Genomic DNA, 24,389 nt, shown 5'->3' on the forward strand with positions numbered 1-24,389 from the left:
GGATGGACAGCTTCATGACACGCGGTTCCGCGTTTCTCATTGGACCGCAACATATCCCGACCATCAGTACACGGGCGGCGAGCCTCGATCGAGGCCCGCTGTTCGGAAATGCCCAGGAGAGGTGGCCCTATCGGAGTCGGCTCTCGGTCGGCCGCCGAGGGGCGAGCCCGGAATCCCATCGCTCGGGGCTATGGGGCAGAGGCCCGGAACCAACAGATTCCGGGCCTTTTTGTGCGGGTGAGGTTCTCGTACGCAAAGGCGGTGCCGAGTCCTGTCGAATGACTCGGCACCGCCGTGCCTTCATGTGTTTCGGAATTAGCTCGCGCTCGCACCGGAAAACGTTATGACACAAACGGAAAGGAACTGAATTCAGTTGTGAAGGATGATCGACGAGGAGAAATTGCTGATCGTAGGCGCGATACTGCTCAGCCGGATACGTGAGCCTCGAAGGGACGGTCAAGCGGATATCGCGGCGGACGCGGGGCGTGTTGCTGGGCGCGGCGGCGGGGTGACTCGAGCCGGGCGAGCAGGCCGGGATTCGCTTCGCGGACATGGCGTGCGACGTCGACGAAGGAGCGCACCAGGGCGTTCTCGTTCCCGGCGCGCCAGCTCACGGCGACCTCGTTCGGGACCGCGTCGGTCACCGGGACCAGCCGGACGCCGGGAAATTTGATCCAGGCGGCGCACGGCACGGTCATCGCGATGGCGGCTCCGGTGGCCACCTGCTGCAATTCCTCCAGTAGCGTCTTCGTGCGGCAAGCCACCGGTGCCGGGCGGCCGCCACGATGGGAGTCCAACTGCCAGAAGGCATTCCAGATCGGGTCGGTCGCCGCCGAGGAGAGGATCGGTTCATCCAGCAGCTCCTCCACCGCGACCTCATCGCGGTCCGCCAGGCGGTGGCTCGTGGGCAGCATCACCATCAGCGGCTGCCGGAACAGATGCTGGAACCGCAGCCCGGTGTCCCTGAACGGCCGGCGCACGATGGCGACATCCACCTGTCCGCTCGCCAGGCCCGCCGACGGGGTCTCGTAGGTGAAGTGACTCAACTCGAGGCTGACCTCGGGATGGCGCTCCCGGAATGCGGCCAGAATCGGCTCGGTCAAGGTCAGGGCCGCCCCCTCGAGACAGCCCAGCACCAGTCGGTCGTGCTCACCGCGATGGATCGCCCGAGCCTCGTCGAGCCCGGAGTTCAAGCTGGTCAATGCGTCCCGGACATGTCGCAGAAATGCCGTCCCGGCCGCCGTGAGCTCGACCTGCCGGGTTGTCCGCGAGAACAGCGTGACATCCATTTCGCGCTCGAGCTGTTTGATCTGTGTGCTGAGGCCCTGCTGCGACAGGTGCAGCCGCTTGGCGGCCCGGGTGAAACTCAATTCCTCCGCGACCGCGATGAAGTACTGCAACTGTCGACAGCGAACTTCGGTGCGGGGCATTCTCTGCTGGTCAGACGTCCGGAATGGGTTGTTTCGGCGGCTATCCAGTGAATGGTCGGCAATTTCGCAGCGGTCCGGGTCAGCGCTGTCGTCGCTGACACCCTCTGTGTGCCGGGCATTCGGCGTGGACATGAAACCTCCGTGGGACAGTGCCGATGGATTTCGGTTCAGCATTGCCTGTCCGGAGTACTGCCGCGATGGGCGAATGACCTGGGCGCATACCTATTTTGCTCGGGCGCGGCTTTGTTGGCACACACGTCACACCAGGTCGTTCCACCGATCGCGTACGGAGATATTGCGGATCCTGAGCTGACTGGTCGCTGCAGGCCGGTCCGGTTTCGGTCCCGGTGACCACTTTCTCGGCGTCTGTTGGCACTGCGGAGGTGTCATGTGCGTCGTGATCGAATCGGCGGTCGCGATCGTGTTGCGTATCAACGACTGCGCTGTGCGAGTGACAGTTTTCAGCTGGCGGCGCTGCTCATCGAGCAGACCCGTGTGTTGCTCGATATTCCGGCGGGCGACGACACCGCGCTGACCGCCCTGGCCCTGTTGATCACCAGCGGTGCGGCGGAGCTGATTGTGGTGTGGCTCGACGGCGGGCTGCCGGTGGAGCGACCGGTACTGATCAGGATCGTCGCGGATCATGTTGTGGAGATGGTCGGTCGGCTGCCCGGAATGACCAGCAGCTGAACTGAGCGCCGGTCCGCCGCGTGCGGGGTTCAGTACCGCGTGATCCGTGGAACGACCAGCTGTTACGTGTGCGCCGACGAACCTCCGCTCGAGCAAGATAGGTATGCCCCCAGGTCATTCGACCGTCGTGGAAGTACTCCGGAAAGACGATGCTGAACCGAAATCGACCGGCACCGTCCCACGGAGGTTTCATGTTTCCACCGAATGCCCGGCAGGCAGAGCACGTGAGCGACGACAGCGCCCGTTGTGTCGAGGAAACGTTGACGATCCGGCGTTGCGCGGCCTGCGATAAGCTCTTCGCGCCGCTGACCGCCGCATGTTCCGCCTGCGCGTCCGACGATCTCGAGTGGGTGCCCTCGTCGGGCGCTGGTTCGATCGTGTCCTGGCGGGTGATGTATCGCGCGAGTGATCCGCACGGCGAGTCGACGCCGTTGACTATTGCCATAGTCGAACTCGACGAGGGTCCATGGGTCTACACCTCCATCGAAGGTGAAGTCCCGCTGATCTACACCGGGTCGGTGCGTGTGCACTTCCAGCCGAGCCCCCGCCACGACGGGTTTCCGGTCTTCAAAGTCGACGCCGATCCGCGGCAGCCGGCGTTCTGGCGTGTGTCGCGCGCCCCGATTGCGACTGATCGCGCGATCGTGCGATCACACGATCAACGCGATGCCGGCGACGCATCCACGATGGCCGAGCCGGCCACACACCTTTCCGGCTGCCGGAGGTAAACCTCTCGTGGCCCGCCGACCGGGAATCCGGATGCTTCGATGACTGCGATGCTTCGATGACTGCTTTATTGCCGCTTGCCTACGGATACGTGCGCGACGATCTGCTGGGTAACCGCGACCCGAATTCCAGCGACAAAATACTGCGAGCCGCCGCCAGATCACTCGGATATGCGCTGGGTACCGTATTCCACGAGCCGGCACCACAGAACGCGATACTGCCCCCGGCGTTCGTCGATCTCGTTCAGGAATGCCGACGGGCCAGGGCCCACACCGTGCTCACGCTCCCCGGACACCTGTCGGGCATGTCAGTGTGCCGCATGGTCCTCCTCGCGATCCTCGAGGTTCGTGCCGAAGCCGCAGTGCAGGAGGTCCGCCCGTGGCCGCACTGTCGGTGATTTGCTCGGCGGCCCGTCCGACCGGGTACGCCACCACGGAGGCTGCCGAACAATGAGCACCATTTCTGCGTTGCCGGCCGATTCGTCGATTCATGCTGCGCCGCAACTTGAAGCACATCGCCCGGACTCCGGTCGCGATATTCGACGCGGCGCTGATGCCGGCGGTGATGATGTTGATTTTCGTCTACCGGATCCTTCAGGTCACCGAGGCGACCTACTACCGGTGGCGCAACCGGGTCGGCGGCCTGAAAGCCGACAACGCGAAGAAGCTCGAAAGCCTCGAGCGGGAGAGCACCACCCGGAAACGGCTGCCGGCCGAAGTGGAGCTGGAGAAGGCGGTGTCGAAGGAGATCGCGACTGGAAACACCTAGACCCGGAACGTCAACGGGCGGCCGCGGCCTCACCTGTTGTTCGTGGCGATGGTATTCGCGGCGAAGTCCGACCGACGGTGGGTCGACACCGCTGGTGGTTCCCGGCGACTCGAATCGGTGGCCAGCGATCCCGACACTGCCCCAGCTGCGGTGGGGAGGGTGCGAGCCGGAAAGGATTGGCTCGAGACAGTGGCGCAGACCGCGCCAGAACCGCCCTCGAATCGTTCGGGGTGTAGGGAATCGGCTCGAACGTAGCCTGTCGGTGACCTTGATTGCCTACTATGGCGCACGTCGGCCCCTTCTGCGGTGGCGCAGACCCCTCGACATTGCTGTCCCTGGGCCTTCGTGGCTTTCCTCGCGCGCGGTCGACCTCGGCGTACACCGCCGCCGCGAGTTGAGAATTCCAGCCCGCCCGGTGAGACCGGGCGCCGGGCAGGGATTCGGAGGTGCGCCATGACAGCAACCCCACGCGAACCACGCGGCGGCAGGCTCGCTCGCCGGACGGGCAAGCGGCATCCGACGCCACCCACCATCACCAGCGATTCCGATGACGACGTGCCGGTGGTGCGCTGGCCGGAACCGAGTCGGCTCGAATCGTGGTGGCACGCGGTCATGCACCCCGCCGGTGAACCACCCGCACCCACATGACCAGAACTGGCTCGATCGGCACACATCGGTAGTTCTCGCCCCAGTGGACCTGACAATCGCCGGGTGCGCCGGGACCGGACAGGGATTCGGCCGCGGCGATCGGGACGTTGATGAGGTCAGGGGTTCGAGTCTGTTTCGAGCATCCTGGCTGCGCCATAGGCCTAACCGGGTGGCTTCTGCTCGGACGATCTTGCGTTCTCCGTCGTGCTCTTGGGCGATGGCTGCGGCCGATCAGGTTCTGCGCGAGATGACCATGATGTATTCGCAGGGAGCGTTCGTTCGGTTGGCGAAGCCGTGGTCCGCGTCGGCCTGGAAGAACAGGGAGTCGCCTGGGTTCAGCGTCTCGTTGATCCCGCCGATCGCGACGGTGAGGGTGCCTTCGAGCACCACGAGTTGTTTCTCGGTACCCGGCGGATACGCGGGCAGCAGCCCGGTAGAGACCTGTGCGGGGAGGTAGTGGACGACCATCTCGGCTCCTCCCGCGCCCGGGGCCGCTGACACCATGTGCCGCTCGAAGCCGGTTTCCGGGTCACGGAAAACGGGGCGATCGTTCTTGCGCATGACAACGGCCACACCGGACGCGGCACCGGCTGCCCCACCGATCAGGTCCGAGAGCGACGCGTCGAGCGCGTGGGCGATCCTGGACGCGACGCCGATCGTCGGGCTCTTCTCACCGCGTTCGACCTTGGACAGCATCGCCCGGCTGACCGACGACTGTGTGGACAGCTGCTCCAGCGTCAGGCCCGCCTCCTCGCGGCGTCGCCGCACGTTACCGCCGAACGCGCCGGCCAGGTGGTCACCGTGCTGTGGTTCGGTCGCGTTTCCGTCTTGCTCGACCACCGTGCTCCTCGATCGCTGGGTATCTCGCCGCCCACAGTGTATGTTTCTCCTATAGAAGATGAAGTCTTCTATAGGAGACACGCGATATGCGCCAACACGACGGAGGTTCCATGCGTTTGATCTCGAGTGGCCAGCACCATGCCACGTTCGAATTCGGTGATCTGCAGGTGATCTCGTTGCGAGATGGGTACATCGACATGCCGCCGACACGGCTCCGCGACGAGGATGGGCGCACGCTCGATGAGCTGCCGGCCGCCGTGCCGCTGGCCGGCGACAACTTGCGGCTGTCGGTGAACGCCTTCTTCGTCACAGACGGCACGCGGTCGGTTCTCATCGACACCGGCGCGTCCAACGCCTGGCACGACCCCACCATGGGGTTGATCTACGACGCGCTCGACGAAGCGGGAATCGATCGCGCGCATGTCACCGATGTGGCCATCACCCACAAGCACGAAGACCACGTGAGCGGCCTGATCGCACCGGACGGTTCAGAGGCGTTCCCCAAACTCGAGCGCGTGTGGATCGGTGCGGGCGACACCTCGGTGTTCACGGGGCGGCTCGAGCCGATCCGCGACCGGGTCGTACCCGTGTCGGAGAAGGTCGCGATCAACGACTGGACCACTGCGATCCCGACGCCGGGCCACACACCCGGTCACACGGTCTACGACGTCAGGAGCGGCACCGGCCACCTTCTCGTCTGGGGCGACACCGTTCACGTTCCCACGCTCCAATTCGATCAGCCGAACGTGTCCTGGGAGCTCGACGGCGACCAGTCCCAGGCCCGCGCCGCGCGAGCGGCCCTCCTCGAACAACTGGCCCAACCACACCACTTCGTGGCCGGCGCCCACCTCGACTCACCCGGCATCGCCCGCGTAACCCCCTCCGGCAATGGTTATGCGCTGGACTACCTCGCACCACCGATCGGCTGATCGAGCCGGTCGGCTACGGGCCGCGCTCGCGATGGCGGCCAAGGAGGGCAAGCTCGTCCGGAACGTGGTCGAGCCGATCAGGCGCTCACCGGGCGCGTAGAAGTTGATCAAGGTTGGGGTTGGCCGCCCGCCTCTCACTGTGGCGCCGAGTCATTCGTCGGTGGGGGTCGCGATCGTGACGGGTACCGCGCAGGAGGTCAGGCCGACTGCGAACGAGACGGCAGTGGGTTCTTGCGGTGCCTGCTCGCCGGCCGTCACCTCGACGGACAGCTCTGGATTCACCTCGGAGTCGATGGTGACGGTCTCGAAGGACAGGACATCCTCGCGAGAGTCGGCGCCCGCGGGATAGCTGGTCCCGTCGTTGACCGTCAGCTGGCTGTGTGTGAAGGTCAGGCCCGATTCGGGGCTGACACCGACGACGACGCGTACCTGGCCGGCCCCGGCTTTTCCCGTGGGCGTCACGCGTACACCCACGCGTACCGGAGGCCCGCCCGGTGCGATGGTGACCTGTTCTGGGCTGGGGTCGATGGTGAAGGGTTTTCCGATCTCGCCGGTGAGCCCACTCGTGCCCATGCTCTGCTCCTGATCTGCGTCTCTCGGATGCTCGGGAGTTGTCGGTGGGTGTTGCCCGCCCCCGGTGTGCGCGCCAGGAGCGCGCATGTCCGGGCAGGGTGGGCGAGCAACACGCCGTATCGGTGTTCTCGGCTCGGGTCCGCATGAGCACCGACATCGGTCCTCTACCCGCTGGCGGGTCCGCTAATCACCGCCCTTTGGGCGGAATGCGCCGGTCGGGCGGTGGGCGATGTCGTCTACCCCTGCGGCGGATAGTCGGCGCAGCTCATTCGATCAGGGGGCGATCCGATGGGGATGGCGGGCCGTACCGGAGTGGCGGCCGAGTGTGGCGGTTCGTTTGTGGCGGGTCAGCAGGTCCACGACGTCAGCCTGCAGGTGCGCGGTGAGGTCGGCGAAGCCCGGCTCCTCGGTCTGCAGTGTGTTGACCACTTCGCGACACTGATGAGCGCGTGTTCGACGTCCAATCAGTTGTTTTCCACGAGTACTACCGTGACCTCATCCACCACGAACGCGGTCAGGCGAAAAGCGCGGAGAATTCCTCGAGCGTCAGTTTGGCGTCCCTGTCGCTGTCGATGGACTCGATCAGGGCCGACGCATCGGCGGAATCGAACCCGGCGAACACCGCCGCCGCTTCCAATTCGCTGACCGAGATGAAGCCGTCCCCGTCGGAATCGAAGGCGGCGAAGGCATCTTCGACAAGGTCGACGCCCTCGGGCAACACTTCCCGCACTCGCACCGCGTCGAACTCCGACTCCGAGATCAACCCATTCCCGTCGGCGTCTGCGGCGGCCACGAACGCGACCGCATCCTCATCGCTGATCTCCAGCCCCATGCCCCGTACTGCGGTGGTGATATCGGTGGCCGAGATCAGTCCGTCTCCGTCGGTGTCGAACAGCCCGAACGCCGACTCATCGATATCAGTGGCGTCTTCGTTGATGGGCTCCCGTGCGGTCATAGCTGTCATCACCCTTCTGCTCAACTGCATTGGGCCAACAGAATCTCCGGCATGGACCGCCGTAGGCCGAAGCGCGAGGCGATTGCCCGAACCGGTGCTCCGCGATACACGCGATCCGCGAGATCGCGTGATGGACTCGGGTGGGGATCTCATAAATGTTCACGCTGGAACTGGCAGTCTCAGCGTATCGACCACCCGACGTATGCAAGTGGCTTTTGTACGGATTTCGCATCGTGCTCGTGCCGACACCCGCTGCGCACCGGCCGATGTGATGCGCCGGCTCGGATGCCCTGCAGATGCTCGGTCAGGCAAGGACGGGCCCGTTCTGCACCGGACGAGGCTCCGGCCGCCAGCGCCACACCCTGGCCGGTGCTCTTCGCGCAGGAACGGATCGCCGAGGCATCGTCGCGCGTGGTGGCGCCACGGGCGGGCAGGTCTACCGTTGCTCGATATGGCGAGCAGGGACATTGTGGTGACAGTGGGCGAGGATGACTGGCTCGTGTTGAACGATGCTGCCGAGGGCGCCGGGATGAGCATGGAGGCGTACGTCTCATGGGGCGTGCGTGTCCTGGCGTTGCAGGCCCGCTCTGGCGCAGTGGAGCCGGATGGACGCGAAGGTAGCCCTGACATGCCGATAAGCGCATCCGAGACAGCCGAGGACTCGGAGGCGTCCGCATGGGTGGAATCGTTCGCGGAACGCCTCTCACATCGCACCTACTGGTACGACGAGATCTGAGGCCTGGCTGCGCTGCGGGTTGCGCGCCGATGAGGGCGTGCACCCAGTCGCCACCGGGTATCGAGGGACCAGGTGCCGCCGGTGCGCACACACCACGTCGGTATCGAGGTGTTCGACGGCGCGGTCGGTGGCCGTGCGCAATCCAGCGGCGTCCTTATTCAGCAACGCGGTACAACGCGCAAGTCGCGGTTGCGGCGCCGGATTCCGTGCGCCGCATCCGAGATGATCTCGTCTCTCTCGCCGACCTGCGCCCCCGAACGCGCCGTCGTTCAGCGACCGAGCAGCGCGCCGGGCTCTGGGCACCGATCCGGAAGATGTTGCGGGCCTTCGCCGATCCGGGGTCTGAGCGGATCCGTCGCCCGGCACGAGGGTCTGAGCTTTCACGCGGCACACGGCCGTTCGCGAATCCCGCTGCCGCGGTGCGGGAATCACTGCCCCGGCCGGGGCACTTCCCCGCGCCACGCACCGGTCGCGTGCGGCTGGTTTTCGATGAACTCCTTGAACCGCCGCAGGTCGCCCTTGACCCGGTGGTCCAGGAGCCCGGTCTTGTCGGCCATGTTCTCCACGAACCCCTCCGGGTCGATGTCCATTTGGGTGATGACGCGGGTGGTGTTGTCGTCGATGCGGTGGAAAGTCACCACTCCGGCGTGGCAGGGCCCGCTGTCGGAATGCCAGGCGACGCGCTCGTCGGGATGCTGTTCGGTGATGGTCGCGTCGAATTCGCGTTCCACCGGCCCGATCTTGATCTTCCAGTGGGTGTGTGTCGGTCCGAGTTGGTCGATCTTCTGTACTCCGTCCATGAATTGCGGGAAGGACTCGAACTGAGTCCACTGGTCGTAGACGGTGCGCAACGGGGCATTCACGTTGGTGGACGCGGTGACTGTGCTCATTTGGTACCTCCCTCGGTCGTGTGTTTCCACTGGCCGCCTACCCGGCCCGATCGAAGGGAAACCAAGACGCGCCGGCACGGCATTACCCGTGTGATTCGTGTGCTGCCGGTTGTCCTCGGGATCAGGTTGCCGCGCTTGGCATGTCGGGCAAAGGCTCCGCGGGTTCGGAGAGGAACCGGTTTTGGGCGCGCAGCACCATCGACGGTGCGGACATCCTCCGGCGACGGTGCGGGCGGGGGATTCTCCTGCACCAAACATCGTCCAGCCGGTGCGCGACCAGCAGATTCCGGATCGGATCGGATCGCGCGTTGGCGATTCCGCCGGACCGGCGCGTGTCGTGGATCTGCGCCGCTTCGAGTCCTTTTTCCGGGCGACCGATTGTGGCGGGACAACTCGGGTAGGCGAGGGATGTGGGCTGCGAGAGGATCGCCCGCAATATGAAATCCCTGAACTCGAAGGAGGAATCGTGATGCCAGATCCCAACAATCCCGGTCAGTTCGGCAACCGCTCCGATACCGAGCAGCAAGCGAGCAAGGGCGGCAAAGCCAGCAGCGGCAGTTTCGGTGAAGCCAATGCAGCCGACCCCCATGAGGCAGGTCGAAAGGGCGGGCAGGCTCGATCAGCCGCGGAATCGGAGGAGAGAGACACATCGACTGAGCAGGACGATGTCATTGCGCTGCTGCAGCAACAGCACACGCAGATCAAAACCCTGCTGCAGCAGGTCGAAGGGGCCTCAGGAGAGGCCAAGCGGCAGCCTTTCGAGAACCTGGTTCGCTTACTGGCCGTGCACGAGAGCGCTGAGGAACAGGTCGTGCATCCGGCGTCGCGGCGCGCCAAGGTCGCCGGGGAGGTCGTCGACGATCGGCTCCATGAAGAGGAGGAGGCCAAGCATGTGCTGGCCGAACTCTATGAACTCGGTGTCACTGATGACCGGTTCGCGGGCAAGTTCCAGGACTTCGCGGCATCTGTGATCGAACACGCCGAGATGGAGGAGAAGGAGGAATTCGATCAGCTGCGCAGGAGCCTGTCCGGGCAAGACAGCGCTCGTCTGGCCACCGCGGTGCGGGTCGCCGAAGCTGTTGCGCCGACTCGCCCGCATCCGCAGGCAGGGGAATCCGCGACAGCCAATTTGGTGTTCGGGCCGCCACTGGCCTTGTTCGATCGGATTCGTGACGCTGTGCGTGATTGGCGGACCCAATCCGAGGGATGACCGAGATCGGCAGGGAATCACACGCCCAGCAACCTCAGCCGGGAACAAATCGACCGAATGGACATCGGCGTGACTCCCGTCATGTAGCGGGTAGCGAGTGATCACGGTGGCCTCGGGTAATGCGGTCATGTCATGTGTGGGCGGACGAAGTGCCGCATGTGATGTCCACCGCGGCCGGACAGGGCCGCACGGAAGGAGAAAGCCATGAGTACAACGGACAAGACCAAGAACAAGGCTCAGCAACTCAGTGGCAAGGCCAAGGAGAAGGCCGGCCAACTTACAGGAGACCCCCAACGCGAACAGAAGGGCAAGACCGACCAGGTGAAGTCCGACCTGAAGTCCGCAGGAGAGAAGGTCAAGGACGCCTTCAAGCGGTGACCGGGTCGACATCGGCGATCGAGGTGCGGCGAACTCCCATTCGCAGCGCGTTGCTCAGGCACGTCTGGGTGAACCAGATGAGGTTGTGGTCCTTGTCCTGAGTGCCGGTGTATTGGCCGGTCTCTTCTGCTTTCGACATGGGTTGCTCCTGATCGTCGCTGTCCAACGCCTGAATCCGAACGACGGGATCCCGGCCACTGAATCGGCGTCGTCGAGCAGCTGCCCGCAGTGCGGAAGACCGAACGGGCACGATGGACTGCTCTCCCATGGCGCCTGTGCGCTGCCGCTGTGAGCGGCGGGCACAGCAGTAGCGCCGGTCGAATCCGCCATCATCGCGCGCCGGTGTGTACGGGTGGTCAGTGGGTAGCCGATCGGTATCCCACACGGCCGCACGGAAGGACCCGACAGTGACCCGATTCGGATACACCCTCATGACCGAACAGAGTGGACCGCGCGAACTCGTCCGCTACGCGGTCGCCGCCGAACAAGCCGGATTCGACTTCCTGGTCAGCTCCGATCACTACTCGCCCTGGCTCGAGTCCCAGGGCCACGCACCGCACGCCTGGACGATGCTCGGCGCCGTGGCGCAGGCCACCGAGTGCATCCCGCTCATGACCTACGTGTGCTGCCCGACCATGCGCTATCACCCCGCGATCGTCGCGCAACAGGCCGCGACCCTGCAGATCCTCGCCGACGGCCGGTTCACCCTCGGGCTCGGCAGTGGCGAAAGCCTCAACGAGCATGTGATCGGCGCGGGCTGGCCCGGACTCGACGAACGACAGGACCGGCTCCTCGAGGCCATCGCCATCATCCGTGACCTCCTCACCGGCGATACGATCAGCCGCAGCGGACTCTGGTATCGGATCGACGCGGCCAAGATCTGGGATCTGCCCGCGCAACCGGTGCCGATCGCCGTCGCCGTCTCCGGGCTGCGGTCGGTGCGACGCTTCGCCCCGCTGGCCGACGAGATGATCACCACCGATCCGGACGCCGAACTCGTCGACTCCTGGCAGTTCATCCGAACCGACGAGTGCGGTGCGGAACCGTCGCGGGTGACCGGACAGGTCCCGATCAGCTGGGACAGCGACCGCGACAAGGCGATTCAGCGTGCGCACGAACAGTTCCGATGGTCCGCCGGCGGCTGGGACGTCAACGCCAACCTGCCCACCCCGGCGGGATTCGCGGCCGCGACGCAGTTCGTCCGCCCCCGCGACATCGCAGAACAGATCGCCTGCGGCCCCGACCTCGATGCCATCGCCGCGGCGGTGCGCCCCTACCGCGACGCGGGCTTCACCGATATCGCGCTGGTACAGATCGGCGACGAACAACAGGACAGATTCCTGGCCGAAGCCGCCCGGCCACTACTGGACAGGCTCCGCGCTGGCTGAGGTCCTTTCGCCCGCAAATACAGCGACCACCGTTCGAGCCGTAGCGAGATCACCGTGAATCACCCCGCTGCACCGGTACTCGACGCTGTGGCCGATTGTCTACGACTCCGTCGTTACGGATTCGCTAGTCCCAGCTACTTCGCCGCGTCCTGCGGCGGCGCAGCGATCACGGCTTCGCACAACGCTTGTCGCACCGCGAACCAAGGGCAGCATCCCCGACCCCGAGCTGTGGCTGTAGCGGCAGGGCCCTTCCGTCGCGGCGCGGCTGGTGGCCGGTGCACAGTGGCCCATCTACGATGATCGGTGGTCATCCGGCAATGGCCACGGCCATGGTCGGGTACCTGCTGTTGAGATGTGCACACCCCGCCCGGTCCTGTCGTCCGTCCGCAGGCCGGACGGGGCCACGTCGCGCCGGCGCGGCACCGCCGATTCAGGTGAGTTCATGGACCCGACCTGTTGTCCGGTGGTTATCTTTCTCTGATGCGGGCAAAGGTCGCGATTGATGACCCATTCCGGTCGGCAAGGTATGACCGGCCTTACTCTTACCGCAGGTCAGCGAAACAACCACCTCCCGATTCGCTGACCTGCCATGTGTGGCTCCCAATGGCCGCGATCCGCACCATGGTCCAGTGCCGCCAGGACTCTCCGGACGGCACTGTCACGTCAGTACTCCCCAGCCCGGCCGGGGTCTGGCTCGGGCAGCGGGTTCGGCGGATGGATCGGTTATCGTTCGGCCGGTTCGGTGGCAGCAGGAGCGCAGAGGTCGAATTCGCTTGCCAGGCCGGTTGCTTCCAATACCCGTGTGACGCAGTACGACCCGTCGATGCATATCTCGCAGTGGTACTGGTCGGCGAAGTCCCGGGCGGCGAGCAGGGCCTGAATCCCGGCCACACCGAAGAACGTGACCTCTCTCAGATCGACGACCGTCGATTCGCCTATGTCGAGGCTGTCGAACAGCGCCTTCTCGAACGTGGGGGCGGTCAGGACGTCGATCTCGCCGCCGACGCTGCACACGTGGGTGTGGTCGATGGTTGAAGCTTTGATGGTCAGCAGGCCAGGACGAGGGAGGTGATTCATCACCATCACCTGGTTTCAGGGGCGCGAGGGCTGAACGCCTTCCGCGGTGAGCGCCCTGCACCACCGCGAGTGACCAGGCTGTTGTTTGAACCCTGTGAGTAGCGTACCCCTTGTAGACACCGGCGAAGCCGACGATTCGGGCACGCGGCCCGAACCGGCACCGCGCCACCGACCGCGCGGGGCCCTGCTACACGGCAGGAGCCCCTCATCGGGTCTCAGTTCTCCTGAGCCGCAACCGGTTCCGCGACACCTGCCAGGAAGGGGCAGCGGCCCGGGCGGAGCGCACCCCTGAACCGAGACTCCGGGCGGCGTTCATCGGAGACCGTGGACCTCGGGCCAGGCGTGGAGCGGGTCGCGGGGTACCAGTGCCCGTCCCATTCGCGTCCGGAGTCGCAGGCGGCGTAGAAGTCCTCGTCGTCGGGCAGCTCCGGAAAATCCGCGCTCAACACCGGCCGGTCTGCGTGGAAGCGGCGGGCCCGTTCCACACACCGCGCAGCTTGCTCGGCCTGATAGGCCTCCTTCGCCTGGGACATGACACCTATGCTCGCACCGCAATGCAGAGCATCTGCTGACACGCCCGAGCGAGGCACCGGCAACCTCGAACAGTTGCATCGGATGTGGCGAGCACAGCAGGCTTGACCGCAGGCGGAAGAAGCCGCCGAGTACCCGGTGCGACTACAAGGCCCGGCTGGCGTTCGGCGGCTGCAGGGGCGCGGAGTTCGAGCGGACGAACTGCGGGGGCTGGGGCGCCAGGGCCCGGTGTCGGGGGCGGCTCCCACTACCGCCGATCCACACCATGCGACCTGCGGAGGACGGTGGACCCGGTTCTGATGCTGGGAAAGTTCGGTCGTTCGTACCGAATTCCAAGTCGACATCGTCGGGGTCGACGTCGAAGCGGACGCGCAGACCCGCCATCGCGCCGCTGAGACACGTGAGAGTGGACCTGATATCGACCGGCAGGCCGTCCCCTGCGCGCAGCGACTCTTCGTTGGCCATCATTCGGCGAAGAAGTCCGAGGGCAGCGAATGTCGAAGCGAAAAGACGTCTTTCGGCGGAGTTCATGGGGTTCTCCTAGCTTGGACGCACGGTCGATGCGTTTGGACGCACGGTCGATGCGTGCAGACCGTGCTCGTCTCGTTCGAGAGTGAATGTCACCGGCTGATGCTCGGCCAGGGTGCGGTAGCCATGCAGGTCGATGCCGGAGTACTCGACGAATACTCGCCGGGCTGCTCGTCCGGAGCGATGAATCCGAAGCCCTTGGCCGTGTCGAACCACAACACGACCCCACTCATTCGTGGTTCGAGAGTGTCGGTGTATCCGTCGCTGACGGCGAGAGCTGTTGGGGTCCGGCGCATTCGGGCTCCTTTGGTCAGCAGACGTTCCTGACGATGGTGAGCTACCCGAGCGGCCGATCCCGAAACCCGCTGCCGTGCACGGGTTCATGTACAAGCGGTCGGAGCGTTCGTGGGAAACATCGAGCGGGCCGTGTTCAGGTGAGCGAGAAACGCGGAACAAGCCGCCGCGCGGTCTGGAGCCCGCAATACCGCCGATGGATGCACGGTCGCGAGCACCTCGTACTCGCGAACCGAGATGAACCGGCCACGTTGGGTGGTGACGGGAAACGATTGTCCGAGTATCGCTTTGGCGGCGACGCTGCCCAGACACGCGACCAGGCGCGGCCGCACGATATGTATCTCGGCGTCGAGCCACGGTGCGCACGCGACGACAGGCTCTGGGGGTTGTCGCGCCATTCTGGATCGCCACATCGGTGATGGCCTGTGTCACGGCAGCGGCCTGGCAGCCACTCGGCCACGTTGCCTGTCTCCGCCGTGACCGACACTACGGTGATGCCCGCAGCCGATAGGCGACAGTGGTGAAATCGGCGGTGCGGGGACGGAAACCTTCACACAGCGCTTGTCGCCGCGCCGAGCGGCATCCCCCGACACCGAGCTGTGGCCGTAGCGGCGGGGCCCTTCCGTCTCAGCGTGGCAGCGGACCGGTTGGCAGTCGCGCACCTACGATGATCGGCGGTCTTCCAGTCATGGCCACGATCGGGTGCCGGCTGGGAGATACCCCCCGCCCGGTTCTGCCTTCCGCAGGCCGGGCGGGGCCATACCCATGTACGCGGGGTCGGCCCGGGGCGTTCGTGCGAGGTCAGTAGTGTGCGATCGGACGAGGCCGTGACCGACGATTATCGTTTCGGACATCGGCTGCTCGGCGCACTACTCGCAGATGTCGAATCCTGTTGCCAGACCTACCATTTCGAGTACCCGTGTGACGCAGTACGGGCCCTCGATACGCATCGCGCAGTGCCGCTGGTCGGCGAAGTTGCGGGCTGCGATCAGGGCGCGGACGCCGGCCACGCCGAAGAACTCACCGCTGTCATGTCGACGCGCGTCGATTCGCCGATGTCCAGACTGTCGAACAGCGCCTTCTGGAACGCCGGGGCGGTGTTCCGCACTGGAGGTGACCGACGTGAGGCTCGCGCCAGTCGGTCCGGATCGCTGAGACTGCACGGCTTGCCGGACGGCTCACCGCATCCGGGTCGCGCAACGGCCGCGCACGGACCTCGCGGGGCTGGTGCTGGAGGTGATCTCGCGGCCCTTGGTCGATGGTCGGTTCGCGCCGCGCACGTCAGCGACCGGGCGGTCCTGCCCTGGGCCATGTGTATGCACTACCAGTAGTGCCGGCGGCCGAAGACCTCGTCACCGAGAGAGCCGACCAGGATCAAATGGCTCCGATGACGATCAGGACGATCCCGATCGTCCACTGGATGGCGATCTTCGCGACGAATCCGACGATGAGCAGGATGATGCCCAGAATGATCGTGGCGATTCCATCGCTTCAGGTCGTGAGCAGGCGGTTGAAGAACGACCTGTAGCGGCGCAGGGCCATACGCAGATCCTCGGTGTCCGCCTGCTCACCGCGATTCCATTGCCCCTCGAGCTCCTGTTTGTGCTCGGCGAACGTCGTGGCCAGTGTCTGCATGACGTCTGCGACCAGGGTGTCGGCCGCGTGCACAGCGTCACGGGGGTCGTCGACGAACTTGTTCTGGATCTCCTGCCACCGCACGCGGAAGCCTTCCTCGTGCTCGGTCGTGAGGAGCTGCGGGGTTTCCTCCTCGGTCGGCGCGGGTGTCTCTTTTGGCTGGGATTCGGGTTCAGCGGAGCCACTCGTCGGGGTACTCTCGCCCGGGAAGGCGGGGGCCTCGGACTGCGGTTCGGACGCCTCATCTGTCGTCCGGCCGTGGGACTGGGCAATGTCTTCGGTGGATAGACCGTCCTCGGTCGAGTCCGGTCCGTGGTCGCGTTGCATCTTTCCTCCGTCTCTGATCGCTTTGGCATCTCGGGTCGGGATCTGGGCCGCTCAAGCGCGGGCGTGACGGTCTTGACCGCCGTCCGAAAGCAGCTCGTCGAACAGAGCTCGGTAGTGCACCATGGCACCCCGCAGCTGCTCGGTGGTGGCCCTGTGTCCTGTGCTGAGCACCTCGATGTCATGGGCGACCCGGTAGTGCTCGAGCGTACGGCTGTGCTCGACCGAGAGGTCCTCGAGCTGCTGCTCGAAGCCCTCGGTCGGGTAGCCGCATTCGCGCATCAGGGACGTCACCAGGTGGTCCGCGTCATGCACGGCATCCTCGGGCCGGTCCACGAATTCCCCTTGCACGTTCGTCCAGTCCCGGCTGTACCGATCACGGGTGCTGCTCTGCAGGGGCCGGATATCCAGCGAGTCATGGCGTTTCTCGCGGGTCTTGAGTTCGCGCTCGCCGGCCATTCGGCTGTCGGCGTCTTCGACCGTTCGTTCGTACTCCGGGCCGAAGCGTTCACGAAGGTGACGACTGCGGACCAGGAGCGAAACTGCCCCTGCGATCAGGATCGCCGCCACCACGACGGGGATGACGATCGCGAGTATGGTCCCTACTGACATCGTGCCCAACCCCTTCACATTTGCCGGAATCTGCCTATTCCGTCTAGCTTTTGCCCATCCTTTGCCGATGAAACCTCACGATGGTTGATCTTTGCGGAGTAATTGCTATTGACGACAGTCGGTGGCATCGGGCGGGGGCGGGCTCGGCGATCATGCGGGTGCCGTCGACAGGGTGAGCCCTGCCGAATGCCTCCATCGACTCAGGCGGATTGGCGCGGGCGCTGTCCCTCATCCGGGCCGGGACCAGCCCAACACAGCTGCCGAGACCCTGCCGCGTGGTCGGCGTGGCGAATTCGAGGGTGCGCGAGGACACTGAAGGCGTAACGTCGAATTCGTCTCCAGGAGCAATGTGATGGCAGCCGACAGGCCTTTCGGGATCGATCCGGAAGAATTCGAGCGCGCCTTACGGGAGATGGGGATCGAATTCCGCGACCTCCTCGGAAAGGCCGGCGAGTACATCGATCGCGCAAGTGTAAGTACGCTGGGGTCGCTGCTCGGTCAGGTCGTTCAGCCGGAGCGTACGCGACCGCCGAAGGCGGAGGGCGAGACCACCGGCGAGACCGGCAGCGGGGTGTGGGTCATCTACAGCGTCGACGACGCTGGCGAGGCCAGGGTCGAGCAGGTTTTTCCGAGCGAGCTCGAGGCCTTGCGTGCGCACCGCGACAACACCGATGAACGCCGTCGTGTGCGGTTCCTGCCCTACGGCGTCCCCGTAACTGCGCTGGGCACGCCCTGACCCAGGCTGCGGCCGCTCGCCTCTCGAGCTGATCACATCTCGCCGTCGGGTACCGCCGAGTGGAGTGCAGTCTGCTGACAGCGCGCGAGTTCGCAGTCGAGTATTGTTCGCTGTCCTGTCCGAATGCATTGTGACCTCGGATTCGGCCGGGTCTTCACGCCATGAGTTGTTCCATGTCCCGGACGCGGTGATCCACCCGCTCCGATCCGATATCGCTGCCCATCTTTGCCAGGGCGGCAAGGGCGGCGTCGAATTCACCTGTGCGCGCGTACGTCTCGGCCAGCCAGGTTCAAAACGGGGGGGCGATCCGGCGGCGGATCGAGCGCGAGAACGGGCACCGCTAACCACTGCGGATTCCCCTATATTCGCTGCTCGAGTCATATCCACTCGATCAAACATGTGGAGCCCGAGCGGCCAACCTGTTCCCCCGAGCGGTGGCGGCCGCTCGATGCACGGCGGGCAAAGCATGGCCTTGTGTCCGAATCCACAAGGGTGGGAATGGCATTCGGCCATGAGCCTGTGCGGCAAGTTCGCCCGCGAGTACCGCATGTTTGAGGCACTGCAGGACAACAGCACCGAACGGCTCGGGGCAGTGGACGGCAAGAGGTATTTCTGCCCGAAATGCCGGCGAGAGCCAAGCAAAAGCACGTGATTCGTTCATAGGCAACCGTCCCACGCCTCCGGACACGACAAAGCCCCCGATCTCGGCGGCGATCTGCTCGATCGTCACACCGTCGTCGCCGTTGCGGGGGCACGCGCAGGACATCGTCGCGGAACTCACGAGGGGAGGGCTTGGGCACAGCGGCATCCTTTCAGCCCGTCCCGAAGGGCAAGCCAACTCGGCTGTCGCCTATCCCTGCAACAGTCCCGTTCGCGAATCCGCCTCACTCGATGGACCCGTCTACTCGGCCTACGCCGCCTCGACCCCGTCTGTTGCCCTTGCTGCCCGGCTCCTGACGGCTGCCTGTTCCTCCCTTCACTTCACGGTGGCCGAGCTCGATCGAATCCATCGGGATCTTGGCCGATAAGTAGGAAGTTGCTGGGTATACGCGAGGTAAGGCCATTCGCAAACATGGCCTATCCCACTCATCGGGTGTCGACCGACCTGGAGCCGTATCTCGGTGCAGCGGGAGTCGAGCAAGCAAGGAGTAAGCCATGAAAGGTGGCACAAGAATTGCGATAGGGGTGGGAGTCGGTTACTTACTGGGCCGCACACGCAAGATGCGTTTTGCGTTGTCGCTGGCAGGTGCGGCGATGGCGAAGCGGTCTTCGGGATTGCCCGGGGAGCTGCTGGGGCGAGGGACCGAATTGCTCAAATCGTCCCCTGAGCTGGCGGAGCTCACCGACACGGTTCGCGGCGAGTTGGTGGGTGCGGTCCGGTCGGCCGCGGTAACGGCCGCGAGCAACCGTCTCGACGCGCTCAACACGCGGCTACAGCAGGGCTCAACCATCGTCTCGGATACAGAACGAGACCGTTCGCATGAAACGGATTCGGACGAAGACCAGGGCGGCGGCGATACCTCCCGAGAGGCCGGGGAAACGTCTGCGGAGGACGAGGATCTCGGAGACGAACGCGATACCGGAGCAGACCGCGACGAGCACGACGAAGCAGACAGGGGGCGGCCGACTGCTCGAGCGCGGTCAAGCAGCCCGAGAACCACCCGCGCGCGTAAGACCGGCTCCCGAACCCCGGTTCGTAAGTCCGGATCTTCGGATCGCCAGCCTGCCTCGTCCACGCGACGCCGTAGTCGCGCCGATGCCGACGAAGCGCCCGTGCGCCGCACGAGGAGATGAGATCGATGCCGAAGACGTTGCACGACAAGACCGATGGAGTCGGCAAGCTCGCTGCCGACGCCGTCGGCAAAATTGCGGACACCGCGACCCGTGCGGGGGCGACGGCCGGGAAAACCGCTCGATCGTCCACCCCGACGGGGTTGCTGCAACAATCCGTGCAGAACCTTGCCGGGACCCTGGCCGAACGCGCGGTAGCCGGGTTGTCGGACCGGGCATCGCGAACCGCGGACCGGCTCAACGAGTACGCAGACGGTAGCGGAGGCAATCTGCTGGCGGCAGTGACCGGCGTGGAAAAGTTGGCTGGAGGCGCGTCGCCGTTGCGAGCGGCGATGAGCGGAGGCATGAGCAAGCTCGGGCACACGGTCCGGGAAAGTTTCGACACCGTCAAGGAGTCGCTGACCGGCGGCAAGGGCAAGGGCGGCACAACGAAGCTGAAGCTGACCAATATCGTCGAGCATATCGACGTCGGCGTGCCGATCGATTTGGCCTACGACCAGTGGACCCAGTTCGCGGACTTTCCGAAATTCACGAAAAAGCTCGAACAGGTCGAACAGGTCTCCGACGAGAAGCTCAGCTGGACCGGCAAAGTGTTCTGGTCGCGACGAACCTGGGAGTCGACGATCCTCGAGCAGGTGCCGTTCGAGCGGATCGTGTGGCGCTCCAAAGGTACCAAAGGCTACATCGACGGTGCCGTCACATTCCACGAGATCACACCGGACCTCACCCGCATCCTCGTCGTGCTCGCCTACCACCCGAAGGGAGTATTCGAGAAAACCGCCAATCTGTGGCGCGCGGCAGGCCGCCGGTGCCGGCTGGAGCTCAAGCATTTCGAGCGGCATGTCATGACCGAGGCGGTGCTGCACAGTGACGACATCGTGGGCTGGCACGGCGAGATCCACGACAGCGAGGTCGTCGAAGACGACGAAACCGCACGGCGCAAGGAATCCGAAGAAGATCGCGCCGATGAAGAAGATGAAGAAACAGAAGAGGCCGAGGAAGACGAGGCCGACGAGCAGGACGAGGATCAGCGCGCCACGGACGAGGAAGAAGAACCAGAGCCGCCTCGCGATCGTTCGGCCGCCCGCCGCACGAGTACAGCGGCCCGCCGCTCGCGTGAGAAGGAAGGAGCACACAGATGACTATCGAACCCGCAGGAGGCGGTGGAGGAACCAGCACGTTGGCTCGGCCGAATTCATCCAGCCTCGCTGATGTCGTCGACACCATCCTCGACAAAGGCCTTGTCATCGACGCCTTCGCCCGTGTGTCGCTGGTCGGCATCGAACTGGTGACCATCGACGCACGCGTCGTGGTGGCCAGTGTCGACACGTATCTGCGTTTCGCCGAAGCGGTCAACCGGCTCGAGATCTCGAGTAGCGAGCCGAAGGGCCTGACCGACATCGTCGGCGACGTCACCGAAGGCGCCTCGAAACACAAGACGAAAGGCGCGCTCGAGGCGGCCGGTGAGAAGGTGGCGGACTTCCTCGGCGATGTGAACAAGCAGCGTCAGACAGTGCACAGGCCATCCGAACGTGAGGAGGAGTGATGGCTCCCGAATCGACAGCCGTATATGTCTACGGCATCGTGCCCGCCGACGTCGAGGCCGAACCACACGCCACCGGTGTCGGCGATCCGCCCAGTGAAGTGACGGTGGTGCGGCACGGCGCGGTCGCCGCCTTGGTCAGCACGCTCGAGTCCGACCGGCCACTGGGCACCCCCGCAGACCTCACCGCCCACGAGAAACTGCTGGATGGATCGGCCGCGGTCAGTCCGGTATTGCCGCTGCGGTTCGGTGCGGTCATGACCGACACCGAGGCGGTGGAAAGCGAACTGCTCGAGGCGAACGAGGACGAATTCCGCGCCGCCCTGGAGGAACTCGAGGGCCGGGCCCAGTTCGTGATCAGAGGGCGCTACATCGAAGACGTGATCCTGCGGGAACTCCTCGATGACAACGCCGAGGCCGCTCGACTGAAAGACGAGATCGGTGGCAAGCCCGAAGACGCCACCCGCGATGCGCGAATCGCGCTGGGCGAGCTGATCAATCATGCCATCGAGGCCAAGCGAGCCGAGGACACCACAAAGGTGGTTTCCGAACTCGAGAAACTCGAAGCACTGGTCAACCAGCGCGAACCCAGCCATGAAGAGGACGCCGTTCACCTCGCGGTACTGGTCGAGTCGGCCCGGCGAGATGAGCTGGAGGAAATGGTGCGCCGGCTCATCGCGAACTGGGACGGCCGGGTGGAGCTGAACTTGCTCGGACCGATGGCGGCCTACGACTTCGTCGCGAAACGAGCGCCTGAGGACTGAGACATGGGTCTGCTCTCATCGATAGTCTCGCTGCCACTCGCGCCGGTTCGCGGCGTGATATGGGTGGGCGAATTGATCCAGGACCAGGTCGAACGGCAGTTGCACGATCCCGCGGCATTCCGGAGCGAACTCGAGGAGATCGACCGCGCCGCAGCGAGCGGCGACTTGTCCGCAGAAGAGGCCGAGCAAGCGCAGCAAGCGGCCCTGGATCGCATGACCGGTTCCGAGGTAGGTCCCATAGACCGGAAGGAGTGACTCACGTGGCCCGCGACACCACTTCCAACGATTCCGACAACGCTCACTCGGCATCGAATGAACAACCGGCCTTCACCGCGGCGCAAGCCGCCGCGGTGGCCATCGAACGCCTCGCAGAACTGACGTCCAACGACATCCAGGGCATCACCCGCGTGGAACCGATAGAGGATGGTTGGCTCGTGGAGATCGAGGCGCTGGAAGATCGCCGTATCCCCCCCTCGGCGGACATCATGGCACTCTACGAGGTGGAGATCGATTTCGACGAGAATTTGCTGGCCAGCCGCAGAATCAAACGCTATACCCGCGGCAGCACCGACATCGGCGCCAGGAATCAGTGATGACTGTCGTCGGAGGCCATTCATACGCACCCGAGCCCTACGGGGGCGGGCACCAGTCCACCAACCTTGCCGACATCCTGGAGCGAGTCCTCGACAAGGGTCTGGTGATCGCAGGCGATATCCAAGTCAACCTCCTCGACATCGAACTGCTCACCATCAAACTGCGGTTGGTGATCGCATCCCTGGAAACTGCCAGGGCAGTGGGCATCGACTGGTGGGAGACCGACCCCTGGCTCAACAGCAAGGCCCACGCCCTGGAACAGAAGGAACCCGACCTCGAACTCGAGAACCGGGAACTTCGAGACCGGATCGCCGAACTGGAGGCGGCAAATGAACGCCGTCAACCCATCGAACGCGGCCGCGACGGAAAAAAGAACGATCGTGACCGGTGATTTTGCAGTCTGGCTGTACGTGGTGGCATCCCGCCGCGACGGCACGGCAGAACTGAGCACATTGACCGGAGTCGCAGGCGAACCGGTGCGGACGGTGGTCTCCGGCGACCTGACCGCAGTCGTGGGCTCGGTGCCGCTGGACGTTTTCGGGGAGCAACCACTGCGGCGAAACCTCGAGGATCTCGACTGGCTGGAGGCGACAGCGCGGGCCCACGACGCCGTCGTCTCGGCCATGGTGCGCCGAGGTCCGGCCGTCCCGCTCCGGCTGGCCACCGTCTTCCACGACGACAACCGTGTGCGTGAGCTGCTCGATGAGCGGCACGCGGACTTCGACGCCGCCCTGGAATTGGTGAGCGGCCGTACCGAGTGGGGTGTAAGAGCCTATGGCGATCGTGCTGCCCTCACCGCTGCCGTTGCCGAGGCCAGGTCAGCGGAAGAGGTCAGCACAATCAAGCCAGGGACCGCGTATCTGGCCCGGCGACGCGCGCAATTGTCGGCACAGGAGAGCGTGGAAACCGATGCGGCACAGCGCGCCGAACAGATTCACGCGCGTTTGATTCACCACGCTGCGGCGGGACGACGTCAGCCGCTGACCGACCCGGCGGTGAGCGGCCGCCGGGACTGGATGGTGCTCAACGGGACATACCTCGTCGACGACGACCGCACCGACGACTTCACCACGGCCGTCGCGACGCTCGGCGCCGAAATCCCCGGTATCCGGCTCGAACTCACCGGCCCCTGGCCGCCGTACTCTTTCGCCGGCGTGACACGAGGGCCGACATGATTCGGGCCGACCCCACTGTCGACACCGAGCGCCGCGTCGCGCTGGTCGACCTGCTGGATCGGGTGTTGGCTGGTGGCGTGGTGATTTCCGGCGACATCAAACTCGCTATCGCCGACGTCGATCTGGTCCAGATCTCGTTGCGAGCCCTCATCTCCTCCATCAGCACCCTGTATCCGCCGGTCGGTTCCGCATCGCGCGACGTGCTGGAAGGACCGGGCGGCGATGACTGAGTTCGGCGGCATCCCACCGCGTATCGACACCGATCCGGAATCGGTCGAGCGCGGGCTTGTCACCCTGGTCCTGACCTTGGTGGAGCTACTGCGGCAGCTGATGGAGCGGCAAGCGCTACGCCGTGTCGACGCAGGTGACCTCACCGACGCCCAGATCGAACGAATCGGCACCACCCTGATGCTGCTCGAACAACGCATGGACGAACTACGCGATCATTTCGGGCTCACCCCGGAGGATCTCAATATCGACCTCGGCCCCCTCGGCACTCTTCTGCCGCGCGACCTGCCCGATCGCTCTTTCGAGTGACCTCGGTGGGCAACGAGAGATCACGCGAGCCGGCGGGGCAACAGGCCGAGTGCAAGCCGGCCGGCCGTCGATTTCACTGCCTGACAG

The 24,389-nt window shown here is 65.0% G+C and carries 33 protein-coding genes and 1 pseudogene; 21 read left to right on the plus strand and 13 right to left on the minus strand.

All coding sequences use genetic code 11. From position 1 onward, the window contains the following. Window positions 1-425: 425 nt before the first annotated feature. Complete coding sequence (locus ACQP1O_RS20580; protein WP_433567375.1) at window positions 426-1,430, minus strand: LysR substrate-binding domain-containing protein; 1,005 nt, start codon at window positions 1,428-1,430, stop codon at window positions 426-428. A gap of 390 nt (window positions 1,431-1,820) precedes the next feature. On the opposite strand from ACQP1O_RS20580, the gene ACQP1O_RS20585 reads away from it, so the two are divergent. From ACQP1O_RS20585 to ACQP1O_RS20605, 5 genes and pseudogenes are all read left to right on the plus strand, one after another. Next, window positions 1,821-2,120 carry a hypothetical protein gene (locus ACQP1O_RS20585; RefSeq protein ID WP_433567376.1) on the plus strand — a complete coding sequence of 100 codons (300 nt, stop codon included), beginning with the start codon at window positions 1,821-1,823 and terminating at the stop codon, window positions 2,118-2,120. Between the two features lie 224 nt (window positions 2,121-2,344). Next, window positions 2,345-2,848: a Zn-ribbon domain-containing OB-fold protein gene (locus ACQP1O_RS20590; protein WP_433567377.1), complete on the plus strand. Its 504-nt coding sequence runs from the start codon at window positions 2,345-2,347 to the stop codon at window positions 2,846-2,848. Window positions 2,849-2,937: 89 nt separating this feature from the next. Continuing rightward, a complete protein-coding gene (locus ACQP1O_RS20595; protein WP_433567378.1) occupies window positions 2,938-3,243 on the plus strand; it encodes a hypothetical protein in 306 nt (101 codons plus the stop codon). A 182-nt stretch (window positions 3,244-3,425) separates the two neighbouring features. Continuing rightward, window positions 3,426-3,637: pseudogene (locus ACQP1O_RS20600) on the plus strand (IS3 family transposase); the annotation flags it as partial. Window positions 3,638-4,067: 430 nt separating this feature from the next. Then, window positions 4,068-4,262: a hypothetical protein gene (locus ACQP1O_RS20605; RefSeq protein ID WP_433567379.1), complete on the plus strand. Its 195-nt coding sequence runs from the start codon at window positions 4,068-4,070 to the stop codon at window positions 4,260-4,262. A gap of 231 nt (window positions 4,263-4,493) precedes the next feature. On the opposite strand, the gene ACQP1O_RS20610 is transcribed toward ACQP1O_RS20605, so the two are convergent. Continuing rightward, window positions 4,494-5,102 (minus strand): helix-turn-helix domain-containing protein, encoded by a 609-nt coding sequence (locus tag ACQP1O_RS20610; RefSeq protein ID WP_433567380.1) that lies wholly within the window; start codon window positions 5,100-5,102, stop codon window positions 4,494-4,496. A gap of 110 nt (window positions 5,103-5,212) precedes the next feature. On the opposite strand from ACQP1O_RS20610, the gene ACQP1O_RS20615 reads away from it, so the two are divergent. After that, the gene (locus ACQP1O_RS20615) at window positions 5,213-6,031 is read left to right on the plus strand and encodes an MBL fold metallo-hydrolase (RefSeq protein WP_433567381.1); all 819 of its coding nucleotides are present in this window, start codon (window positions 5,213-5,215) and stop codon (window positions 6,029-6,031) included. A 150-nt stretch (window positions 6,032-6,181) separates the two neighbouring features. Here the strand turns inward: ACQP1O_RS20615 and ACQP1O_RS20620 are convergent, their stop codons facing one another. The 3 genes from ACQP1O_RS20620 to ACQP1O_RS20630 all read right to left on the minus strand — a co-directional run bounded on the left by ACQP1O_RS20620 (window position 6,182) and on the right by ACQP1O_RS20630 (window position 7,559). Beyond that, on the minus strand, window positions 6,182-6,604 hold the full coding sequence (locus tag ACQP1O_RS20620; protein WP_433567382.1) for a hypothetical protein: 423 nt from the start codon (window positions 6,602-6,604) through the stop codon (window positions 6,182-6,184). Window positions 6,605-6,877: 273 nt separating this feature from the next. Continuing rightward, entirely contained in the window at window positions 6,878-7,033 is a 156-nt protein-coding gene (locus ACQP1O_RS20625; RefSeq protein WP_433567383.1) for a hypothetical protein, read from the minus strand. 85 nt (window positions 7,034-7,118) lie between these two features. After that, window positions 7,119-7,559, minus strand: coding sequence for an EF-hand domain-containing protein (locus ACQP1O_RS20630; RefSeq protein WP_433567384.1), 441 nt, complete (start codon window positions 7,557-7,559; stop codon window positions 7,119-7,121). 451 nt (window positions 7,560-8,010) lie between these two features. Between ACQP1O_RS20630 and ACQP1O_RS20635 the strand changes: the two genes are divergently transcribed. Next, entirely contained in the window at window positions 8,011-8,295 is a 285-nt protein-coding gene (locus ACQP1O_RS20635; RefSeq protein WP_433567385.1) for a hypothetical protein, read from the plus strand. 428 nt (window positions 8,296-8,723) lie between these two features. Here the strand turns inward: ACQP1O_RS20635 and ACQP1O_RS20640 are convergent, their stop codons facing one another. Continuing rightward, window positions 8,724-9,185, minus strand: a complete 462-nt coding sequence (locus tag ACQP1O_RS20640; protein WP_433567386.1) for an SRPBCC family protein — start codon at window positions 9,183-9,185, stop codon at window positions 8,724-8,726. Between the two features lie 268 nt (window positions 9,186-9,453). Between ACQP1O_RS20640 and ACQP1O_RS20645 the strand changes: the two genes are divergently transcribed. Together ACQP1O_RS20645 and ACQP1O_RS20650 are read left to right on the plus strand one after the other, a co-directional pair. After that, window positions 9,454-10,395: a hemerythrin domain-containing protein gene (locus ACQP1O_RS20645; RefSeq protein WP_433567387.1), complete on the plus strand. Its 942-nt coding sequence runs from the start codon at window positions 9,454-9,456 to the stop codon at window positions 10,393-10,395. Between the two features lie 204 nt (window positions 10,396-10,599). Continuing rightward, window positions 10,600-10,773 (plus strand): CsbD family protein, encoded by a 174-nt coding sequence (locus ACQP1O_RS20650; protein WP_433567388.1) that lies wholly within the window; start codon window positions 10,600-10,602, stop codon window positions 10,771-10,773. On the opposite strand, the gene ACQP1O_RS20655 is transcribed toward ACQP1O_RS20650, so the two are convergent. Then, entirely contained in the window at window positions 10,763-10,912 is a 150-nt protein-coding gene (locus tag ACQP1O_RS20655) for a hypothetical protein (protein ID WP_433567389.1), read from the minus strand. The two genes, ACQP1O_RS20650 and ACQP1O_RS20655, sit on opposite strands and share 11 nt — an antisense overlap. A 268-nt stretch (window positions 10,913-11,180) precedes the next feature. Here ACQP1O_RS20655 and ACQP1O_RS20660 point away from each other — a divergent pair, with 268 nt between their 5' ends. Beyond that, window positions 11,181-12,161 carry a TIGR03557 family F420-dependent LLM class oxidoreductase gene (locus tag ACQP1O_RS20660; RefSeq protein ID WP_433567390.1) on the plus strand — a complete coding sequence of 327 codons (981 nt, stop codon included), beginning with the start codon at window positions 11,181-11,183 and terminating at the stop codon, window positions 12,159-12,161. Between the two features lie 723 nt (window positions 12,162-12,884). On the opposite strand, the gene ACQP1O_RS20665 is transcribed toward ACQP1O_RS20660, so the two are convergent. The 6 genes from ACQP1O_RS20665 to ACQP1O_RS20690 all read right to left on the minus strand — a co-directional run bounded on the left by ACQP1O_RS20665 (window position 12,885) and on the right by ACQP1O_RS20690 (window position 17,123). Next, a complete protein-coding gene (locus tag ACQP1O_RS20665) occupies window positions 12,885-13,238 on the minus strand; it encodes an STAS domain-containing protein (RefSeq protein WP_433567391.1) in 354 nt (117 codons plus the stop codon). A gap of 215 nt (window positions 13,239-13,453) precedes the next feature. Then, a complete protein-coding gene (locus ACQP1O_RS20670) occupies window positions 13,454-13,771 on the minus strand; it encodes a hypothetical protein (RefSeq protein ID WP_433567392.1) in 318 nt (105 codons plus the stop codon). A 618-nt stretch (window positions 13,772-14,389) separates the two neighbouring features. Then, a complete protein-coding gene (locus tag ACQP1O_RS20675; protein WP_433567393.1) occupies window positions 14,390-14,593 on the minus strand; it encodes a cold shock domain-containing protein in 204 nt (67 codons plus the stop codon). A gap of 84 nt (window positions 14,594-14,677) precedes the next feature. Beyond that, complete coding sequence (locus ACQP1O_RS20680) at window positions 14,678-15,004, minus strand: uracil-DNA glycosylase family protein (protein WP_433567394.1); 327 nt, start codon at window positions 15,002-15,004, stop codon at window positions 14,678-14,680. 1,078 nt (window positions 15,005-16,082) lie between these two features. Further along, window positions 16,083-16,553 carry a hypothetical protein gene (locus tag ACQP1O_RS20685; protein WP_433567395.1) on the minus strand — a complete coding sequence of 157 codons (471 nt, stop codon included), beginning with the start codon at window positions 16,551-16,553 and terminating at the stop codon, window positions 16,083-16,085. A gap of 51 nt (window positions 16,554-16,604) precedes the next feature. Continuing rightward, the gene (locus ACQP1O_RS20690; protein WP_433567396.1) at window positions 16,605-17,123 is read right to left on the minus strand and encodes a hypothetical protein; all 519 of its coding nucleotides are present in this window, start codon (window positions 17,121-17,123) and stop codon (window positions 16,605-16,607) included. Window positions 17,124-17,514: 391 nt separating this feature from the next. Here ACQP1O_RS20690 and ACQP1O_RS20695 point away from each other — a divergent pair, with 391 nt between their 5' ends. The 11 genes from ACQP1O_RS20695 (at window position 17,515) to ACQP1O_RS20745 (ending at window position 24,302) form a co-directional block, all read left to right on the plus strand. Further along, window positions 17,515-17,898 carry a hypothetical protein gene (locus ACQP1O_RS20695; protein ID WP_433567738.1) on the plus strand — a complete coding sequence of 128 codons (384 nt, stop codon included), beginning with the start codon at window positions 17,515-17,517 and terminating at the stop codon, window positions 17,896-17,898. Between the two features lie 1,155 nt (window positions 17,899-19,053). Then, complete coding sequence (locus tag ACQP1O_RS20700) at window positions 19,054-19,692, plus strand: hypothetical protein (RefSeq protein WP_433567397.1); 639 nt, start codon at window positions 19,054-19,056, stop codon at window positions 19,690-19,692. Window positions 19,693-19,697: 5 nt separating this feature from the next. After that, complete coding sequence (locus tag ACQP1O_RS20705; protein WP_433567398.1) at window positions 19,698-20,831, plus strand: SRPBCC family protein; 1,134 nt, start codon at window positions 19,698-19,700, stop codon at window positions 20,829-20,831. Next, a complete protein-coding gene (gene gvpJ, locus ACQP1O_RS20710; RefSeq protein WP_433567399.1) occupies window positions 20,828-21,235 on the plus strand; it encodes a gas vesicle protein GvpJ in 408 nt (135 codons plus the stop codon). Before ACQP1O_RS20705 ends, gvpJ begins: the two co-directional genes overlap by 4 nt. Beyond that, complete coding sequence (locus tag ACQP1O_RS20715) at window positions 21,235-21,996, plus strand: GvpL/GvpF family gas vesicle protein (RefSeq protein ID WP_433567400.1); 762 nt, start codon at window positions 21,235-21,237, stop codon at window positions 21,994-21,996. Before gvpJ ends, ACQP1O_RS20715 begins: the two co-directional genes overlap by 1 nt. Window positions 21,997-21,999: 3 nt before the next feature. Continuing rightward, the gene (locus tag ACQP1O_RS20720) at window positions 22,000-22,251 is read left to right on the plus strand and encodes a gas vesicle protein GvpG (protein ID WP_433567401.1); all 252 of its coding nucleotides are present in this window, start codon (window positions 22,000-22,002) and stop codon (window positions 22,249-22,251) included. A 5-nt stretch (window positions 22,252-22,256) separates the two neighbouring features. Beyond that, window positions 22,257-22,589, plus strand: a complete 333-nt coding sequence (gene gvpO, locus ACQP1O_RS20725; RefSeq protein WP_433567402.1) for a gas vesicle protein GvpO — start codon at window positions 22,257-22,259, stop codon at window positions 22,587-22,589. After that, window positions 22,589-22,981 carry a gas vesicle protein gene (locus ACQP1O_RS20730; protein WP_433567739.1) on the plus strand — a complete coding sequence of 131 codons (393 nt, stop codon included), beginning with the start codon at window positions 22,589-22,591 and terminating at the stop codon, window positions 22,979-22,981. Before gvpO ends, ACQP1O_RS20730 begins: the two co-directional genes overlap by 1 nt. Further along, the gene (locus ACQP1O_RS20735; protein ID WP_433567403.1) at window positions 22,971-23,765 is read left to right on the plus strand and encodes a GvpL/GvpF family gas vesicle protein; all 795 of its coding nucleotides are present in this window, start codon (window positions 22,971-22,973) and stop codon (window positions 23,763-23,765) included. The genes ACQP1O_RS20730 and ACQP1O_RS20735 overlap by 11 nt, the downstream gene beginning before the upstream one ends. Continuing rightward, on the plus strand, window positions 23,762-23,995 hold the full coding sequence (locus ACQP1O_RS20740) for a gas vesicle protein (protein WP_433567404.1): 234 nt from the start codon (window positions 23,762-23,764) through the stop codon (window positions 23,993-23,995). The genes ACQP1O_RS20735 and ACQP1O_RS20740 overlap by 4 nt, the downstream gene beginning before the upstream one ends. Continuing rightward, the gene (locus ACQP1O_RS20745) at window positions 23,988-24,302 is read left to right on the plus strand and encodes a gas vesicle protein K (RefSeq protein ID WP_433567405.1); all 315 of its coding nucleotides are present in this window, start codon (window positions 23,988-23,990) and stop codon (window positions 24,300-24,302) included. The genes ACQP1O_RS20740 and ACQP1O_RS20745 overlap by 8 nt, the downstream gene beginning before the upstream one ends. Window positions 24,303-24,389 lie beyond the last annotated feature (87 nt).

It is taken from the genome of Nocardia sp. CA-151230, from assembly GCF_050942175.1.
In the GTDB taxonomy this organism is placed as follows: Bacteria; Actinomycetota; Actinomycetes; order Mycobacteriales; family Mycobacteriaceae; genus Nocardia.

Excerpts from the sequence above, each read along its gene's own strand:
- ACQP1O_RS20675 (WP_433567393.1), bottom strand. The coding sequence starts at position 14,593 with ATGCGCCGGACCCCAACAGCTCTCGCCGTCAGCGACGGATACACCGAC.
- gvpJ (WP_433567399.1), top strand. The coding sequence starts at position 20,828 with ATGACTATCGAACCCGCAGGAGGCGGTGGAGGAACCAGCACGTTGGCT.
- ACQP1O_RS20685 (WP_433567395.1), bottom strand. The coding sequence starts at position 16,553 with ATGCAACGCGACCACGGACCGGACTCGACCGAGGACGGTCTATCCACC.
- ACQP1O_RS20740 (WP_433567404.1), top strand. The coding sequence starts at position 23,762 with ATGATTCGGGCCGACCCCACTGTCGACACCGAGCGCCGCGTCGCGCTG.
- ACQP1O_RS20580 (WP_433567375.1), bottom strand. The coding sequence starts at position 1,430 with ATGCCCCGCACCGAAGTTCGCTGTCGACAGTTGCAGTACTTCATCGCG.
- ACQP1O_RS20680 (WP_433567394.1), bottom strand. The coding sequence starts at position 15,004 with ATGTGGCGATCCAGAATGGCGCGACAACCCCCAGAGCCTGTCGTCGCG.
- ACQP1O_RS20655 (WP_433567389.1), bottom strand. The coding sequence starts at position 10,912 with ATGTCGAAAGCAGAAGAGACCGGCCAATACACCGGCACTCAGGACAAG.
- ACQP1O_RS20635 (WP_433567385.1), top strand. The coding sequence starts at position 8,011 with ATGGCGAGCAGGGACATTGTGGTGACAGTGGGCGAGGATGACTGGCTC.
- ACQP1O_RS20745 (WP_433567405.1), top strand. The coding sequence starts at position 23,988 with ATGACTGAGTTCGGCGGCATCCCACCGCGTATCGACACCGATCCGGAA.
- ACQP1O_RS20730 (WP_433567739.1), top strand. The coding sequence starts at position 22,589 with ATGACTGTCGTCGGAGGCCATTCATACGCACCCGAGCCCTACGGGGGC.
- ACQP1O_RS20670 (WP_433567392.1), bottom strand. The coding sequence starts at position 13,771 with ATGTCCCAGGCGAAGGAGGCCTATCAGGCCGAGCAAGCTGCGCGGTGT.
- ACQP1O_RS20605 (WP_433567379.1), top strand. The coding sequence starts at position 4,068 with ATGACAGCAACCCCACGCGAACCACGCGGCGGCAGGCTCGCTCGCCGG.
- ACQP1O_RS20640 (WP_433567386.1), bottom strand. The coding sequence starts at position 9,185 with ATGAGCACAGTCACCGCGTCCACCAACGTGAATGCCCCGTTGCGCACC.
- ACQP1O_RS20720 (WP_433567401.1), top strand. The coding sequence starts at position 22,000 with ATGGGTCTGCTCTCATCGATAGTCTCGCTGCCACTCGCGCCGGTTCGC.
- ACQP1O_RS20665 (WP_433567391.1), bottom strand. The coding sequence starts at position 13,238 with ATGAATCACCTCCCTCGTCCTGGCCTGCTGACCATCAAAGCTTCAACC.
- ACQP1O_RS20630 (WP_433567384.1), bottom strand. The coding sequence starts at position 7,559 with ATGACCGCACGGGAGCCCATCAACGAAGACGCCACTGATATCGATGAG.
- ACQP1O_RS20615 (WP_433567381.1), top strand. The coding sequence starts at position 5,213 with ATGCGTTTGATCTCGAGTGGCCAGCACCATGCCACGTTCGAATTCGGT.
- ACQP1O_RS20700 (WP_433567397.1), top strand. The coding sequence starts at position 19,054 with ATGAAAGGTGGCACAAGAATTGCGATAGGGGTGGGAGTCGGTTACTTA.
- ACQP1O_RS20695 (WP_433567738.1), top strand. The coding sequence starts at position 17,515 with ATGGCAGCCGACAGGCCTTTCGGGATCGATCCGGAAGAATTCGAGCGC.
- ACQP1O_RS20715 (WP_433567400.1), top strand. The coding sequence starts at position 21,235 with ATGGCTCCCGAATCGACAGCCGTATATGTCTACGGCATCGTGCCCGCC.
- ACQP1O_RS20620 (WP_433567382.1), bottom strand. The coding sequence starts at position 6,604 with ATGGGCACGAGTGGGCTCACCGGCGAGATCGGAAAACCCTTCACCATC.
- ACQP1O_RS20705 (WP_433567398.1), top strand. The coding sequence starts at position 19,698 with ATGCCGAAGACGTTGCACGACAAGACCGATGGAGTCGGCAAGCTCGCT.
- ACQP1O_RS20650 (WP_433567388.1), top strand. The coding sequence starts at position 10,600 with ATGAGTACAACGGACAAGACCAAGAACAAGGCTCAGCAACTCAGTGGC.